We start from the raw sequence: 15,045 nt of genomic DNA, 5'->3' as shown, positions 1-15,045 counted from the left end.
GGTCAACAGACCCTAGTATTAAAAGCGATTTAATTAACGCCGGAGCTCATTGGGTAGAGCAAGAGGTGTGTGTTGATAACGGCTTAGTCACTAGCCGCAGCCCTGCAGATTTAGATGCATTTAATGCAAAATTTATTGAAGAAATACTCGAAGGTAAGCACCAAGCGCACTAGTTCTGGGCTTTTAAATAGAAAAGGGCATATTACATGCCCTTTTTTATTGATAATGATAAAACACAGCTCGCTATTAAAGCGCAGTAGCGGCTTTCATATCGCTTACAAATGTTTTTAGCTGCGAGGTCATCGCATCTAAATCATCTAAGTTTGCTTCAATAATTTTTACCACAGCAGAGCCCGAAATAGCACCCGCAGCACCGGCTTTAAGTGCCGCTTTTACATCTTCAGGCGTTGAAATACCAAAGCCTAATAATGCAGGTGCACTGTGGTACTCTTGTAAGCGCGTAACCACATGGGTTGCTGGCATTTGTGCTTTGGTGTCTGTACCTGTTACCCCAGCACGAGAAAGCAAGTAGGTGTAGCCACGGCCGTATGATGCACATTCACGCAGGGTATCGTCACTGGCGTTCGGTGTAGCGATAAAAATCGGGTCTATACCATTGGCCATGGCGGCTTTTCTAAACATTTTAGACTCATGTAATGGCACATCAGCCACTAAAATAGAGTCAACACCCACTGCTTTTGCATCGGTGTAAAACTTTTCTAAGCCACGTTTAAATATTAAGTTTGAATACAATAACAAACCAATTGGAATGTCGGCGTTATATTCACGGATCTCTTTAATAATATCAAAGCAGTCTTGCGTATTAATATGCACGTTTAAGGCACGAATATTGGCTTTTTGAATGACAGGGCCATCGGCAATCGGGTCGGAAAACGGAATACCTAATTCAAGCCCGTCAGCGCCGCCATCAATTAAGCTTTTAATAATTTCGATGCTTTGCGCTTTACCTGGATCGCCAATGGTTACAAACGGTACAAAAGCACCCTGGTTTTGCTCTTTAAGCGCGGCAAACATTTGTCCATAACGGTCAGTTTTTACGTGGCTCATAGTTGACCTTCCTCTGATAATACCTTGTGTACGTGGGCTAAGTCTTTGTCTCCACGACCACTTAAATTAATAACAATGATACTGTCTTGCGTTTGCTCTTCTGCATATTCGAGGGCATAGGCTAGCGCATGACTTGATTCAAGCGCAGGAATAATCCCTTCGTGTTTAGCTAATGCTTGAAAGGCATCAAGTGCTTTGGTGTCGGTAATACCGACATATTGAGCACGGCCAGTTTCGTGCAAAAAGGCATGTTGAGGGCCAACTGCGGGGTAATCTAGTCCCGCCGATACAGAGTAAGACTCTTCAATTTGGCCATCTGTATTTTGCATAATATAAGTGTAAGTACCGTGCAAAATACCTTTTGTTCCTTTACAGATAGTTGCGCCATGTTCGTGCGTGTCTAACCCTTTACCTGCAGGTTCAACGCCAATGAGTTTAACGCTTGGCTCATCAATAAAATCGGTAAACATACCAATTGCGTTAGACCCACCGCCTACACACGCAATAACCGCATCAGGCAAACGGCCTTCGGCTTTAAGTACTTGTTGTTTTGCTTCTTCACCAATAATTTTTTGATATTCACGTACAATAGTCGGGAATGGGTGAGGACCTGCTGCAGTACCTAAAAGGTAATGAGCCTCTTGATAATTGGCAGACCAATCACGCAATGCCTCGTTAACCGCATCTTTTAATGTACCCGAGCCTGCGGTTACCGGAATAACTTCAGCGCCCATGAGTTTCATTCTAAATACATTTGGTTGTTGGCGTTCAACATCTTTTGCACCCATATAAATGCGGCATTTTAGTCCAAGTAACGCACAGGCAAGTGCCGTTGCAACGCCGTGCTGGCCGGCGCCTGTTTCAGCTATGACTTCTTTTTTACCCATACGTTTGGTAAGCAGAGCTTGGCCTAAAACTTGGTTTGTTTTGTGCGCACCACCGTGGAGTAAATCTTCACGCTTTAAGTACAGTTTTACTTTTGGGTTTTTAACTAAGTTACGCGTTAAAGTAAGCGGGGTAGGACGACCTGCATACTCGTTAAGTAATTTACTTAGTTCTGCCTGAAATTCAGGATCTTTTTGTGCTTTATTAAATTCGTTTTCTAACTGCTTAAGCGCAGGGACAAGCAGTTCGGGTACAAACATACCGCCAAACTCGCCAAAATAAGCTGGATTTTGCATTTTAACCTCAATAATTTCTGATACTTGTAAAAGCATGATGTAGTTTGTTTGCACACTTTTTACCTGGAGACTCTTCAACACCTGAATTTAAATCAAGCCCAAGAGCACCTTGAAAAAGTGCATCGCTAATATTGTCTGGGTTTAAGCCGCCAGCAAGCATAAATGGGGTCGTGGTATCGCGAAGTACCGACCAATCAAATGTTTTGCCTGTGCCGCCAGCCTGTGAATCACTGTGAGTGTCGTATAAATGGCGATCGGCTCCTATAATCGGTTGAGGCAAAGCATCTTTGATGGCCTGTGCTTTCCATATTTCACAATGACGTGGTAGTTCATTACGTAACGATGCAATGTAATGTTCATCTTCTTGTCCATGTAATTGAACAGCAGACAGTTTTAGTTGTTTAGCGTGCTCAGTAACCTCTGCTATGGCGGCATTAACAAACACCCCAACAAATTTTAAAGGGGCACTTTGGCTGATTTCTTTGGCGCAATCTAAATCGACAAAGCGCGGTGATTTTGGATAAAAAATTAATCCGCCATAAAGGGCACCGTTGTTGTAAGCCGCAATGGCATCTTGATTACGGGTTAATCCACAGACTTTGTTTTCGCCTAGGATTACGTGGCGACACGCTTGTAATAAATCAGCCTCAGCCATTAATGAGCTGCCAATTAAGAATCCATTACATAAAGGCGCTAAACGCTTTACATCTTGATGGGTATAAATACCTGACTCTGAAATAACCACTTTATCGTTAGGAATAAGCTTACGTAGTCGCTCGGTTGTGGCTAAGTCAGTGCTTAAATCGCGCAAGTCACGATTATTAATCCCAATTATTTGTGCATTGAGTGCTAGTGCACGATGCACTTCTTCTTCGTTACTCACCTCAGTTAGTACCGACATATTTAACGAGTCGGCGACGGCATGCAGCGCTTTATACTGCTCATCGTCAAGCACTGATAGCATCAGTAAAATAGCGTCACCACCATAAATACGTGCCATGTAAACTTGGTATTCATCAATAAAAAAGTCTTTACAAATAAGTGGCTGCTCTACTTGGCTGCGCACAAACGCAAGGTAATCAAAGCTACCCTGAAAGTACTTTTCGTCAGTTAATACACTCATACAAGTGGCATACTGCTTATACGCTTGGGTGATTTCTGTTAAATCAAACGGCTGACGAATTAACCCTTTAGAAGGCGATGCCTTTTTGCACTCTAAAATAAACTGCGTGCCAGGTGCCGCTAACGCTTGATAAAAGCTACGTGTGGTGGGTTTAGCTTGATGCTTAAAGCTCTCAAGTGGGCGCGCTGCTTTGCGTTCAATGAGTTCTATTTTTTTATCGGCAATAATTTTATCTAATACATTAGCCATGACTTACCTCAATAATTGCATTTAGTGTGTCCATGGCCTTGCCTGAACGTAATAATGAGTGTGTTATTTGTGCACCTTGTTTTAACGATTGTGCTTGGCCAGTTAAGTACAGCAATGCAGCAACGTTAACAATAATAGCGGCGTTATGTGCCTCGCTACCTTTGCCCTGTAAAATGGCAAGGCTGGCGTTAGCATTGTATTGTGGGCCTTCACCGGCTAATTGTTCAAGTGAATAGTTTGCAAAGTCAAAATCACTAGGGTTGAGCGTGTATTGGGTGATTTTGCCGTTATTCAGCTCAACAACCTGTGTTGGGCCATGCAAGGCAATTTCGTCGGTGCCAGACCCGTGAACTATCATAGCGCGTTTAGTGCCCAGAGTATGAAGAGTTTGCGCCATAGGTAGGCACAAAGATTCATCGTATACCCCCAGTAATTGAACATCTGGAGCAGCGGGATTAGCTAGCGGCCCAAGAATATTAAAAATAGTACGGGTTTTTAAAGTGGTTCGTACGTTCATCGCATGGCGCACGCCGCTGTGATAGTGCGGTGCAAATAAAAAGGTAAAATTTGTATGTTCAAGGCATTTAGCCGCTTGTGTGGGAGTCATATCAATATTGATCCCCAAGGCTTTGAGTAAATCAGCAGACCCTGAGTTACTCGATACACTGCGATTGCCATGTTTTACCATATTAACACCGGCAGCGGCTGCCACAATTGCCGCGGTTGTACTGATATTGATAGTGTTTGAACCATCGCCACCGGTACCACAGCTATCGGCAAGTTGAGTTTTAATGGTTGTAAATGCCACGGCGTTTTCACGCATTGAGGCCGCAGCACCAGCGATTTCATCGCTTATTTCACCTTTCATTTTAAGGCTAATTAACAGTGCAGAGAGCTCAATATCGCTCATATTCCCTTGCATTATTTGATCAAAAAGTGTTTTTGCTTGTGCATAGCTCAATGATTGCTTGGCAATAACGTGCTCAATAGCCTGTTGAACATTAAGCGAGTTTTGTAATTGTGTAGTCATAATGTTCCCTTTATTTGGCACGCGTTAAATAGGCAACGCTTTGCTGCAGCAGCATAGCGCCATTGGGCGTTAAAATAGATTCTGGGTGGAATTGATAACCCAGCGCAGTATCTTGATGATGATAAATAGCCATTGGAATATCTTGATACTTTGCAATAACCGCTAAGTTATCAGGTACTTTTGTGGCCATTAATGAGTGATAACGCGCCACTGGCATAGTGCTACCCATCCCATTAAACACCGGATGATCGTCTAACTCAATAATTGATGATTTACCATGTACGGTTTCACCAGCATGACCGATTACTCCGCCGTAACTTTGTGTCAGTGCTTGTTGGCCTAAACAAATGCCTAGCATTGGAAATTTACCTTTGCACAAGCTAATTAATTCCATTAGGCAGCCCGCATCACTCGGTGCCCCTGGGCCTGGAGATAAAACCAGTAATACCTGCTTGTGCTCTGCCTGCATTTTATTGAATATTACTTCAGCGCTAATGTTATTTCTGTAAACAACTAACTCAGCACCTAGCATTGTTAGTTCATCAACAAGGTTGTAGCTAAATGAGTCAAAGTTATCTAAAAAGTAAATTTTAATAGGGTGTGCTTCACTCATTTTATACAGCCTCATATGTCGATTTAATCGCGGTGATCACCGCCTGTGCTTTAGCGCGGGTTTCGTTAGCCTCTGACATTGGGTCTGAATCAAATACAACCCCAGCGCCAGCTTGCACATAAGCAATATTATTTTTAACAAAGGCTGCACGAATAACAATACAGCTGTCCATTGCACCATCACCAGTTAAATAGCCAACTGCACCGCCATAACTGCCGCGGCGTTTTCCTTCGGTTTGGCGCACAAGCTCTGCAGCTCTTACCTTTGGCGCGCCCACTAATGTGCCCATGTTCATGCAGGCTTGATAAGCATGTAGGGCATCTAGTTCGGGTTTTAATTTCCCCACCACGCGCGACACTAAGTGCATTACTTGTGAGTAACGGTCTACTTTTAATAGCTCTTTGGCATGGCGCGTACCCGGCACGCTAATGCGGGCCACATCATTACGCGCTAAATCAACCAGCATTAAATGCTCTGCACGTTCTTTTTGATCGTTTCTAAGCTCAAGCTCAATACGGCTATCTAAATCAGGGTTGATTTGTCCATTAGCAAATTTGCCGCGAGGGCGTGTGCCGGCAATCGGATAAACCTCGACCTGTTGAGATTGAACTTCGTATTTAAGCGCGGACTCAGGAGATGCGCCAAATAATGAGAAATCTTCATCGCGCATATAAAACATGTACGGACTAGGGTTTTGTTTTTTTAGCTGGCTGTAGGCATGTAAAGAGTCAGGACAGGGTAGTGAGAAGGTACGAGAAGGCACCACTTGAAAAATATCGCCATCGACTATGTGTTGCTTGAGCTTAATTACTTGCTGGCAGTATTGCTCATCACTAATATCAACACTCACTGGGCAGTCGCCAGTTTGGCTTGGTGCGTTAAAGTCAGCAGCATGGTCGCATAATGTATTCAAACGCTCTAATTGTTTGCCTACTTCAAAGCAGTTTGCATGTACATCAGGGCCATTAAATACGTTACCAATTAATTCCGTTGTTTGTTTTTGATGATCAATAACAACCAGTGTTTCTGCTAAATAAAAAACATAGTCTGGACAGGTGTTTTCCCCGTCGGGTACATCGGTGAGTTGTTCAAAATTAGCCACCATGTCGTAGGCAAATACGCCGCCTAAAAACACCGAGAATGGATTGTTGGTGGTACTTTTAATGCTATTTAAACAGCTGCGTAATGCACTAAAAGCGTTATCTGCAATCAGCTTACTGGCTTGGTCAATGGTGTCATCTACTGGGTGATACTCCAGTGTTAATGTGGTATCGGATAACTGTGATGCGCAGTTTTTTACATTAGCTTGTAAATAACTGAGTAACTGCTGACCATTATTTGATTGTGCTGTTACGCTCACTTGATTGCCTTGGCAGACAATACGCAGTGCACAATCAACGAGTATTAAGCTTTTTACGCTATCTTTAGAATCTATCTCTGCAGATTCAAGTAATAGTGAGTTAGGTTTATCAAGTGCGGCATACAATGCAAGTGGGCTACTTATGTAGTCTCGTACTTGCGTTATGCTGGTCACTTCACCTGGTGTTGTTGTTATATGACTAAAAATCAAACCTCATCCCCTAAAAAAAGTAAAACCCCGCAATGCTAAGCAGTGCGGGGTTTGAATAACGATGTCTAAATTATAGATAGACCATTACCGTCCCGCTATGCCAGGCGCCACCACCAATGATGTGTAAGAGTATTTACGTTATTCATGTTTTTAATTCCTGTTAATCTTGTATTGCAAAATTTAGTGATAAAAAAACCCGCATGGTAGCGGGTTAGAATTTTTTGTTTAGACACGACAATTCATCACCCTTGATTTTAAGAGTGCCACCACCAAATGATGTTGTGAATTGTATTTTTCATTGTTGTTAATTCTTTAATGTCTAAAAGTGGCTACAGTAAAACGTATCAACTGCTTTTGTGTCAAGTGTTTATTTAAAACAATTTAGTTAAAAAACTTGTTATACTGGGTGAAACACCGTTAAACCCTAAATTTAAGTAGTTTTCATTTGATAAAATACGACCTACATAGTCACACCACGCACTCAGACGGCCACTTAACCGTTGAGGAATTATTAGCGCGAGCAGTCGATAAAAATATTGATGTATTTGCTATTACCGATCACGATACGGTGGCTGCTATTGAACCTGCACAGGCTTTTATCAAACGTGAAAACTTGCCGCTTAGACTTATTAATGGGGTTGAAATATCAACCAAGTGGGAAAGTTTTGAAATTCATATTGTTGGACTAAATATTGATACCAACGATAGTACCTTGCATACATTACTGAGCGAGCAGCAGCAAAAACGTGAAACTCGCGCAATAGAGATTGGCCATCGACTAAATAAAAACGGATTCGATGGTATTTACCAACAAGCTCGCGAGCTGGCCGAAAATGCACAAATTACTCGCGCTCACTTTGCCAGAGCATTGATTGAGCGTGGTGTAGCTAAAAACTTTCCTGGGGTATTTAAAAAGTATTTAGGGCGAGGTAAAACCGGTTACGTGCCAAGTAATTGGTGTGATATGCAAACAGCTATTGCGGCGATTCATGCCGCAGGTGGGGTGGCCGTTTTAGCGCACCCAAGTAGCTATAAAATGTCGAACAAGTGGCTACGTAAATTGTTAGTGGAATTTAAATCAGTAGGCGGAGATGCAATGGAAGTTGCTCAGCCGCAGCAGGCGCCAAGTGAACGTCAGTTTTTAGGGCTATTGAGCCAAGAATACGAGCTACTTTGCTCACAAGGCTCTGATTTTCATTTTCCGACTAGCTATTTAGAACTTGGAAAAAATTTATACTTACCTAAAGATTGCCAAGGGGTTTGGCAAACATGGGAAAAGCACGAAGGAGTTGCATTATGAGTCAATTATTTCATATACATCCAGATAATCCACAGCCTAGATTAATTTCTCAAGCTGTTGATATTATTAAACAAGGCGGCGTAGTTGTGTATCCTACAGATTCAGGATACGCGATAGGCTGTAATTTAGGTAATAAGCAAGCTAAAGAGCGCATTGAACGTATTCGTGGTATTGAAAAACATCACAATTTTACTTTGGTATGCCGTGATTTATCTGAGCTGTCTACTTATGCGCGTGTTGATAACCAAATGTTTAGGCTTATTAAAAATAATACCCCAGGGCCTTACACGTTTATTTTTAAAGGTACAAAAGAAGTGCCTAAGCGGTTATTAAACGACAAGAAAAAAACCATAGGCATACGTGTTATAGAGCACCCAATAGCGTGTGCTTTATTAGCTGAGCTGGGTGAGCCCTTAATGTCGTGCTCACTTATTTTACCGGGCGAAGAGTTTACTCAAGCTGATCCCGATGACATTTTAGAGCGCCTTGATAAACATGTGGATTTAATTATTCATGGTGGGTATTTACCTGAGCAGGCGACCACAGTGATTGATTTATCAGAAGATGATATTCAAATTCTTCGTGTTGGTTGCGGTGATACAACGCCATTTGAATAACAATGAAACAGTCTGAGACGCTATCATCAACGCCAACACCTGATATGCCAGTGCAGCAAAAGCTGCCTCTGGCTTTTTTACATGGTAAAGCCGTTGTTGATAAACCCGAAGATTTATATATCCCGCCTGATGCGCTTGAAGTTATTTTAGAAACCTTTGAAGGGCCTTTGGATCTGCTGCTTTATCTAATTAAAAAGCATAAGCTAGATGTTCTTGAGTTGTCTATTTTTAGCATTACTGAGCAGTATGTAAAATATGTAGAAATGATGAGCGAGTTCCAGCTAGAACTCGCGGGTGAATATTTAGTAATGGCGGCATTGCTGGCCCAAATTAAATCTAGGCTGTTACTGCCTGTTCATGAAGAGTTAGAAGAAGAAGACGATCCCCGCGCCGAACTTATAAAACGCTTACAAGAGTACGAACAATTTAAAAAAGCGGCCGAAAATATAGACAGCCTACCTCGTGTTGGCCGCGATATCTTTATAGCGCAGGCAAGCGTGCCAGAACTAGCAGAAAAAAACCAGCCATTACCTGAACTGGCAATTAAAGATTTATTGTTAGCGCTAAGCGATGTCATGGCGCGTGCAAAAACATTCGAGCATCATTTAATTAGCGCTGAAAGCCTTTCAACGCGTGAGCGCATGAGCTTGATTTTAAATACCTTATCCCAATCAAAAACGCCGGTTGCGTTTACTCAACTATTTACCTTTGAAGAGGGACGCAGTGGGGTTGTTGTTAGTTTTATCGCTATGTTAGAACTAATAAAAGAGGGCCTGATTGCCTGCTTACAGGTTGAACCTAATAGCCAAATATACGTGTCTCTTAACGAGTCAGCTGCTAGCTAATTCCTTCTCAACGTTATTTGCAATTATACTAACCTTATATCATTTACTGTGCGTATACGCACGATAAGTGTTTACATATGCTATTTTAATCACCACTTAATCATTATATCGTAGTGTTATTACTAAATAAGAGATTGGCAGTAGGGAATGTTTAAAAACTCAAAAACCAGCTATGGCGTGGTGGCTATATTTTTACACTGGCTAATGGCGCTGACCGTGTTTGGTCTGTTTGGTTTAGGTTTATATATGGTTGAGCTGACTTATTATGATAGTTGGTATAAAGGATCATTAGACCTACACAAAAGCATTGGCCTTAGCTTAGCAGCGGTTTTTGTTTTTAGGCTGTTATGGCGACACTTTAGTGTTAAACCAAGTCCGATTGGCAGTAACAAGCAGTTAAATCAATTAGCCCAAACAGCACATATTTTAATGTATCTGTTTTTACTGATCATTATGGTGTCAGGGTATTTAATTTCGACGGCTGATGGACGACCCATAGAAGTATTTGGCTTTTTTTATGTAAAAGCTATCGACTTTGCGTTTGATTCTCAGGCTGATATAGCTGGGCAAATCCATTTCTATAGCGCATGTTTATTAATTGGATTTGTAGTATTGCACGTGTTAGGTGCGCTAAAACATCACTTTATCGATAAAGATAAAACATTAATTAGAATGATCACATTACAAAAGGATGATTAAAATGAAAAAATTATTTTTAACTTCAGCGTTATCAGCAGCGATGTTTATGACAGCGACCACTGCGAATGCCGCAGATTATGTTATTGACACAAAAGGTGCGCATGCTTTTGTAAACTTTAAGATTAAACATTTAGGCTATAGCTGGCTGCACGGGCGTTTTAATTCCTTTGACGGCAAATTTAACTACGATGCTAAAAATCCAAATGCGTCTCAAATTAGTGTAAATATTGATACGGCAAGCCTAGATTCAAATCACGCAGAACGTGATAAACACTTACGTGGTAGTGACTTTTTAAATGTAAGCAAATACCCACAGGCAAGCTTTAAGAGTACAGCGATTAAGTTTGACGAAGACGGTGAAGAAGCCACAGTAACCGGTGACTTTACTCTACACGGTGTTACGAAGACAATTACCTTTGAAATAGATAAAATTGGTGAAGGTAAAGATCCATGGGGTGGTTACCGTGTTGGTTTTGAAGGAGAAACTAGCTTAAAACTGGCCGACTACGGTATTGACTATAACTTAGGCCCAGCATCTACCCATGTTGATATTGGTTTATTTATTGAAGGTGTTCGCCAGTAAGACTATTTTAAAAAAGCTAAGCGTTAATTAGTAACACGCTTAGCTTTTTATTATTGTAAATGCGCTTCTAATTTGGGTTTGAAATGACTTGGTAACCACCGAGTTAATATCTGTTTATAGTCTTCAGTCTGCTTAATCAGTTTGAGTTGTTGATTAAGCGTAGCAATATCCTCTGCACCTTGCTCGTTTTTAGTACAGCCAATGTAACCGTAACTTATTTCTGGTGCTTCAGTGAGCACCCGCTGGGTTAAATTATCAGTAAAGCCCATTGTTTTTGCTAAATAATAATGTTCACTTGGGTAACCTAATAAAATATCAATTCTTTTAAGGTTAAGCATATATGTTAACGTACTGAGGGAATCGCGGGTTGGCCGAATGATCAGATTTATACCGGGTGTGGTGTTGATTATTTTATCAATTTCACTGCCATAGGAGCGATTCATAGATACACCTAAGGTAAGCTTTTTATTAACTAATAAATTGGTTAATGACACCGGTTTTGCGTCTTCAATCTCAAGCGCACTACTTAGCTTGGTATGCATGGCAATTGATGGCGAAAGCCCTGCTGTAGAGCTTTGATGTGTGAAATAAACACGCTCTTCGCGGTATTTATTCTTATAGAGCGACAAAGCACAGGCATTAGACTGCAGGTTTGCGAGTTCCTGAATCACTTTACCTGAGGGGATGATCACTTTTTCAAAGGTAATATGCGGCAGCTGTTGTTCTAAAAGCGAAATAATACTTTCGTCACGACCTTGGGATTTGTTGGGCCCGCTTATAATGTAGTAGGGCGCAAAATCATGTGTTAACCATTTTATTGTTCTGGCATTACACTTTGTGCTTAAAAATACACAGACTAACAGTATTAACCACGAAAACCGCATTGGCACTACAACGAATAAATAAACAAGGATTTAAGTGTAGTCAATAATACACCAAAAAGTAAAATGCCAGCTTCACGCTGGCATTTAGATTTATTTATAAGTGTTTAACTTATCAATGATAATTAGCTGGCTTTGAGCCACTTTACAAATTGACGTGCATCACTTGCTTTTTGAAACAATGCATTTTTCAAACCTTGTGTATCGCTAAAGATTACACGATGTTTGTTAACCGAAATTGATTGCACTGGATGTGCTATTTGGATCATAGATCCGTTATATTTGTATGACATAATAAAACTCACTTTATTTTTGTTATTTATTCTGGGCTTTTTCTTAAAGCACATTACAGATGATAAATAATCACATTGTGTTTAGCTTCATTACAGTGTTGACGATCTTTATGACACTTTTACGATGATATTAAAAATAAATCATCAAGGTATTAATAGGGGTTCTCGCCGTACAATAACTTAGCTTTTGAATATACGTTTTGCGGGGCTTACTGGATCAGGGTAAAGAGGTTAACCGCTAGGGCTTTTTATAGCCAAGCAGCGATACTACTTCACAACATTTTACTTTGCAAGTAATTTATTAAAATACTTTGAATCGAGTGGAATTCGCATATAGCCATAAATATTAATTTGCAAAGGTCAACAGACCAGAATATATCTGACTATACTCAGTTTTTAACTGAGGGGGTCAAATGAGCTCACTATCTACGCCATATCAACATTTTTTATCTGATCCAATAGCAAAGCCGCCTTGTCGTATGCACATTGCGAATATGTATGGCTTTTTTGCTGAGATAGAATTAGCTAAATCACAAAGATATATTGATTCAACGCTAAACGTAGGCGTTAAAGGTAATATTCGTTTTAAAATACTTGGCGAGTTTGCACTACCATTTTATGTTCAAATGGATTTTGACCAGTTAGCCACAACTAAAATTTAAATTGCTTAGAAGGATTTATCATGGGCCAAGAAAAAATTGTGATAATTGGTGGTGTATCGGCTATGACTGCTGCACTGTATTTAACTGAGCAGCGTGATTGGCAACAGCATCGAACTATTACTGTATACCAACAAGGTTGGCGTTTAGGTGGTAAAGGCGCAAGTGGTCGTAATGCGGCTCGTGGGCAGCGTATTGAAGAGCATGGCTTACATGTTTGGTTTGGTGCCTAGGTAAATAGTTTTAAAACAATAGAAACGGTTTACACTAAGTTACAATGCCCAGTCGATTCACCTTTATCTACATGGCAACAAGCATTAAAGCCGCATAGTTTTATAGCACTAGAAGAATATATTAATGATCAATGGCAAACATGGCCAATAGATTTCCTTTTATTACCTGGAAATCCTGCGGAGGGCAGTTTAGATATTACGCCATGGGACTTTATTAAAATGACCCTAGCTTGGCTAAAAAAGTGGATACTGGATTTACAATTAGCCGCAAAAAAAGCCAATAAAAATATAAAACTGAGCACAAAAAAATCTCGTGATCAGTCTTTATTACGCCATTTACATCAACAAATAGCGGACTTGGTTGATGATACAGAGGAAACTTGGCAACACTTTGCTGATGATATAAAACAATACTCGAGTGAAATAGCCTCTACTCCCAGCTTATTAATAAGTAAATTAAATCAGTTTGCTCACGCTGACAATACATTAAAACCCCAAGTACAAGAGAAAAAAGATGGCCTTGTCATTTGGTATATAGTTAGAAAACTAAAGCGTTGGCTAAATAGCGAAATGATTGAGTTATTAGACAATAATGCGCAGCTTAGACGATTATATATTTGTGCAGACCTTGCTATTGCAATGTTGGTTGGCCTGGTCAAAGACAAAGTATATCGAGATGGGTTTGGGGTCATAAACAAATTTGATTTTAGACAGTGGCTGATAAGAAATGGGGCAAATGAGCAGTACAGTGCTAACTCTGCGCCAATACGGGGATTTTATGATTTAGTATTTGCTTACGCTGATGGAGACATCAGTAAGCCTAATGTTGAAGCCGGTGTTGCATCACTTGCTATGTTACGTATTGCGCTGTGTTATCGCGGTGGCGTCATGTGGAAAATGCAAGCGGGGATGGGCGATGTCATTTTTGCTCCACTGTATGAGCTACTAAAAAAAAGAGGGGTTAAGTTTGAATATTTCCATCAATTGCAAAACCTGGAACCCAGCCTAAATGAGCAGGGTGAACGTTTTGTTGAGGTAATTAAGTTACAGCAACAAGTTACTTTGCTCTCAGATGCTGAATATCAACCACTTGTTGATGTGAAAAAACTACCTTGTTGGCCAAGTGAGCCGCTTTATGCGCAAATTAATAGTGAACAAGCCGCACTATTAAAACAGCATAATATTAATTTAGAATCTTTTTGGTCTGACTGGCCAGCTCAATATGAAAACCATTTTGGGCAGCCCCTGCCAATAAAAGAATTACGCTACAAAGATGACTTTGACAGGATGATTCTTGGCGTATCTGTTGCCTCACTTGAGCATGTATGCCCTTCGTTATTAGTATGGGATACAAATTTTGCAGCTCAAGCAAAACAAGTCAAAACGGTGACAACGCAGGCAGCCCAATTATGGCTTAGTAAGACTGACGAGCAATTAGGTTGGCAATATAGGCCACCTAGCAAAGAAGGCCCCATTCTCAGTGGCTTTAGCGAACCATTTGTTACATGGGCTGCGATGATGAATTTAATCGACAAAGAGCAATGGCCTATCGATTGTCCTCCTAAAAACATTGCTTACTTTTGCAGTGTTTTTCCTTGTGACTATTACCCGTCACAAAGTGAACATCAATTTGTTATTCAAGCAAAATCGCAAGTAAAAGCTAATCTTAAAGGTATGCTAGAAAATAATATGCAGTCTTTATGGCCGCTTGCGTTTCAAAATAATCAATTTGACTGGTCTGTTTTGCATGGCTCTCAGTTATCAGGGGATGAACGATTAAATGCTCAATACTGGCGAGTAAATGTGGATCCCAGTGAGCGCTATGTTTTGTCAGTTGCGGGCTCAAGTCAATATCGTCTGGCAACTGATGAAACACAATTTACCAATCTTTTTATTACCGGTGACTGGATAAAAACAGGCGTTAATGCCGGTTGTGTTGAAGCGGCTGTCATGGCTGGTATGCAAACAGCAAGAGCAATGGTGGGTTACCCACAACACATTAGTGGCGAAGATGCATTTGCAGCCCTCAAACATTAAAATATTATTCATATAACCGTATTATCGATTGATTAGTATATAATTAAACATGCTGTTTACATTT

Annotated in this window: 17 protein-coding genes; 9 read left to right on the top strand and 8 right to left on the bottom strand. The window is 40.6% G+C overall.

Annotated features, from left to right (window positions below; genetic code table 11):
- Window positions 1–173, top strand: a 173-nt coding sequence (locus tag CWC30_RS10495; RefSeq protein WP_171034708.1) for a DJ-1/PfpI family protein, incomplete at its 5' end; no start/stop codon positions are given.
- Between the two features lie 73 nt (window positions 174–246).
- Here the strand turns inward: CWC30_RS10495 and trpA are convergent.
- Genes trpA through CWC30_RS10465 form a run of 6 tightly spaced genes read right to left on the bottom strand, consistent with a single transcriptional unit; the run spans window position 247 to window position 6,834 of the window.
- Window positions 247–1,068, bottom strand: a complete 822-nt coding sequence (gene trpA / locus CWC30_RS10490) for a tryptophan synthase subunit alpha (RefSeq protein ID WP_013465084.1) — start codon at window positions 1,066–1,068, stop codon at window positions 247–249.
- Window positions 1,065–2,249, bottom strand: a complete 1,185-nt coding sequence (gene trpB / locus CWC30_RS10485) for a tryptophan synthase subunit beta (protein WP_010390233.1) — start codon at window positions 2,247–2,249, stop codon at window positions 1,065–1,067. The genes trpA and trpB overlap by 4 nt, the downstream gene beginning before the upstream one ends.
- Before the next feature lie 7 nt (window positions 2,250–2,256).
- The gene (gene trpCF, locus CWC30_RS10480) at window positions 2,257–3,621 is read right to left on the bottom strand and encodes a bifunctional indole-3-glycerol-phosphate synthase TrpC/phosphoribosylanthranilate isomerase TrpF (RefSeq protein ID WP_013465083.1); all 1,365 of its coding nucleotides are present in this window, start codon (window positions 3,619–3,621) and stop codon (window positions 2,257–2,259) included.
- Window positions 3,614–4,651, bottom strand: a complete 1,038-nt coding sequence (gene trpD / locus CWC30_RS10475; RefSeq protein ID WP_013465082.1) for an anthranilate phosphoribosyltransferase — start codon at window positions 4,649–4,651, stop codon at window positions 3,614–3,616. The genes trpCF and trpD overlap by 8 nt, the downstream gene beginning before the upstream one ends.
- 10 nt (window positions 4,652–4,661) lie before the next feature.
- Window positions 4,662–5,264, bottom strand: coding sequence for an aminodeoxychorismate/anthranilate synthase component II (locus CWC30_RS10470; RefSeq protein ID WP_013465081.1), 603 nt, complete (start codon window positions 5,262–5,264; stop codon window positions 4,662–4,664).
- Window position 5,265: 1 nt separating this feature from the next.
- A complete protein-coding gene (locus CWC30_RS10465; protein WP_013465080.1) occupies window positions 5,266–6,834 on the bottom strand; it encodes an anthranilate synthase component 1 in 1,569 nt (522 codons plus the stop codon).
- Between the two features lie 445 nt (window positions 6,835–7,279).
- On the opposite strand from CWC30_RS10465, the gene rnm reads away from it, so the two are divergent.
- From rnm to CWC30_RS10440, 5 genes are all read left to right on the top strand, one after another.
- Window positions 7,280–8,134 (top strand): RNase RNM, encoded by an 855-nt coding sequence (gene rnm, locus CWC30_RS10460; protein WP_013465079.1) that lies wholly within the window; start codon window positions 7,280–7,282, stop codon window positions 8,132–8,134.
- Window positions 8,131–8,751 (top strand): L-threonylcarbamoyladenylate synthase, encoded by a 621-nt coding sequence (locus tag CWC30_RS10455; protein WP_013465078.1) that lies wholly within the window; start codon window positions 8,131–8,133, stop codon window positions 8,749–8,751. The genes rnm and CWC30_RS10455 overlap by 4 nt, the downstream gene beginning before the upstream one ends.
- Window positions 8,752–8,753: 2 nt before the next feature.
- On the top strand, window positions 8,754–9,596 hold the full coding sequence (locus CWC30_RS10450) for a segregation and condensation protein A (RefSeq protein ID WP_036982487.1): 843 nt from the start codon (window positions 8,754–8,756) through the stop codon (window positions 9,594–9,596).
- Between the two features lie 147 nt (window positions 9,597–9,743).
- On the top strand, window positions 9,744–10,295 hold the full coding sequence (locus CWC30_RS10445; protein ID WP_024603087.1) for a cytochrome b: 552 nt from the start codon (window positions 9,744–9,746) through the stop codon (window positions 10,293–10,295).
- Window position 10,296: 1 nt separating this feature from the next.
- Window positions 10,297–10,878 carry a YceI family protein gene (locus tag CWC30_RS10440; protein ID WP_069439540.1) on the top strand — a complete coding sequence of 194 codons (582 nt, stop codon included), beginning with the start codon at window positions 10,297–10,299 and terminating at the stop codon, window positions 10,876–10,878.
- A 50-nt stretch (window positions 10,879–10,928) separates the two neighbouring features.
- On the opposite strand, the gene CWC30_RS10435 is transcribed toward CWC30_RS10440, so the two are convergent.
- Together CWC30_RS10435 and CWC30_RS18395 are read right to left on the bottom strand one after the other, a co-directional pair.
- Window positions 10,929–11,762, bottom strand: coding sequence for a transporter substrate-binding domain-containing protein (locus CWC30_RS10435; RefSeq protein WP_069439539.1), 834 nt, complete (start codon window positions 11,760–11,762; stop codon window positions 10,929–10,931).
- Between the two features lie 122 nt (window positions 11,763–11,884).
- Window positions 11,885–12,052: a hypothetical protein gene (locus CWC30_RS18395; protein WP_007375427.1), complete on the bottom strand. Its 168-nt coding sequence runs from the start codon at window positions 12,050–12,052 to the stop codon at window positions 11,885–11,887.
- A gap of 413 nt (window positions 12,053–12,465) precedes the next feature.
- On the opposite strand from CWC30_RS18395, the gene CWC30_RS10430 reads away from it, so the two are divergent.
- From CWC30_RS10430 to CWC30_RS10425, 3 genes are all read left to right on the top strand, one after another.
- The gene (locus CWC30_RS10430; protein WP_069439538.1) at window positions 12,466–12,714 is read left to right on the top strand and encodes a hypothetical protein; all 249 of its coding nucleotides are present in this window, start codon (window positions 12,466–12,468) and stop codon (window positions 12,712–12,714) included.
- A gap of 20 nt (window positions 12,715–12,734) precedes the next feature.
- The gene (locus CWC30_RS19130; RefSeq protein WP_069439537.1) at window positions 12,735–12,944 is read left to right on the top strand and encodes an NAD(P)-binding protein; all 210 of its coding nucleotides are present in this window, start codon (window positions 12,735–12,737) and stop codon (window positions 12,942–12,944) included.
- A gap of 219 nt (window positions 12,945–13,163) precedes the next feature.
- Window positions 13,164–14,981 (top strand): hypothetical protein, encoded by a 1,818-nt coding sequence (locus tag CWC30_RS10425; RefSeq protein ID WP_349654451.1) that lies wholly within the window; start codon window positions 13,164–13,166, stop codon window positions 14,979–14,981.
- Window positions 14,982–15,045 lie beyond the last annotated feature (64 nt).

Source organism: Pseudoalteromonas sp. S4741 (genome assembly GCF_005886135.1).
In the GTDB taxonomy this organism is placed as follows: domain Bacteria; phylum Pseudomonadota; class Gammaproteobacteria; order Enterobacterales; family Alteromonadaceae; genus Pseudoalteromonas; species Pseudoalteromonas tetraodonis.
Note: the sequence above shows the minus strand (reverse complement) of the source record. Positions and strands in the feature narration are given on the sequence as shown.

Coding starts and splice junctions, on each gene's coding strand:
- CWC30_RS10450 (WP_036982487.1), top strand. CDS start 8,754: ATGAAACAGTCTGAGACGCTATCATCAACGCCAACACCTGATATGCCA.
- CWC30_RS10425 (WP_349654451.1), top strand. CDS start 13,164: ATGACCCTAGCTTGGCTAAAAAAGTGGATACTGGATTTACAATTAGCC.
- trpD (WP_013465082.1), bottom strand. CDS start 4,651: ATGACTACACAATTACAAAACTCGCTTAATGTTCAACAGGCTATTGAG.
- CWC30_RS10470 (WP_013465081.1), bottom strand. CDS start 5,264: ATGAGTGAAGCACACCCTATTAAAATTTACTTTTTAGATAACTTTGAC.
- CWC30_RS19130 (WP_069439537.1), top strand. CDS start 12,735: ATGGGCCAAGAAAAAATTGTGATAATTGGTGGTGTATCGGCTATGACT.
- CWC30_RS10430 (WP_069439538.1), top strand. CDS start 12,466: ATGAGCTCACTATCTACGCCATATCAACATTTTTTATCTGATCCAATA.
- CWC30_RS10435 (WP_069439539.1), bottom strand. CDS start 11,762: ATGCGGTTTTCGTGGTTAATACTGTTAGTCTGTGTATTTTTAAGCACA.
- CWC30_RS10445 (WP_024603087.1), top strand. CDS start 9,744: ATGTTTAAAAACTCAAAAACCAGCTATGGCGTGGTGGCTATATTTTTA.
- CWC30_RS18395 (WP_007375427.1), bottom strand. CDS start 12,052: ATGTCATACAAATATAACGGATCTATGATCCAAATAGCACATCCAGTG.
- trpCF (WP_013465083.1), bottom strand. CDS start 3,621: ATGGCTAATGTATTAGATAAAATTATTGCCGATAAAAAAATAGAACTC.
- trpB (WP_010390233.1), bottom strand. CDS start 2,249: ATGCAAAATCCAGCTTATTTTGGCGAGTTTGGCGGTATGTTTGTACCC.
- CWC30_RS10455 (WP_013465078.1), top strand. CDS start 8,131: ATGAGTCAATTATTTCATATACATCCAGATAATCCACAGCCTAGATTA.
- trpA (WP_013465084.1), bottom strand. CDS start 1,068: ATGAGCCACGTAAAAACTGACCGTTATGGACAAATGTTTGCCGCGCTT.
- CWC30_RS10440 (WP_069439540.1), top strand. CDS start 10,297: ATGAAAAAATTATTTTTAACTTCAGCGTTATCAGCAGCGATGTTTATG.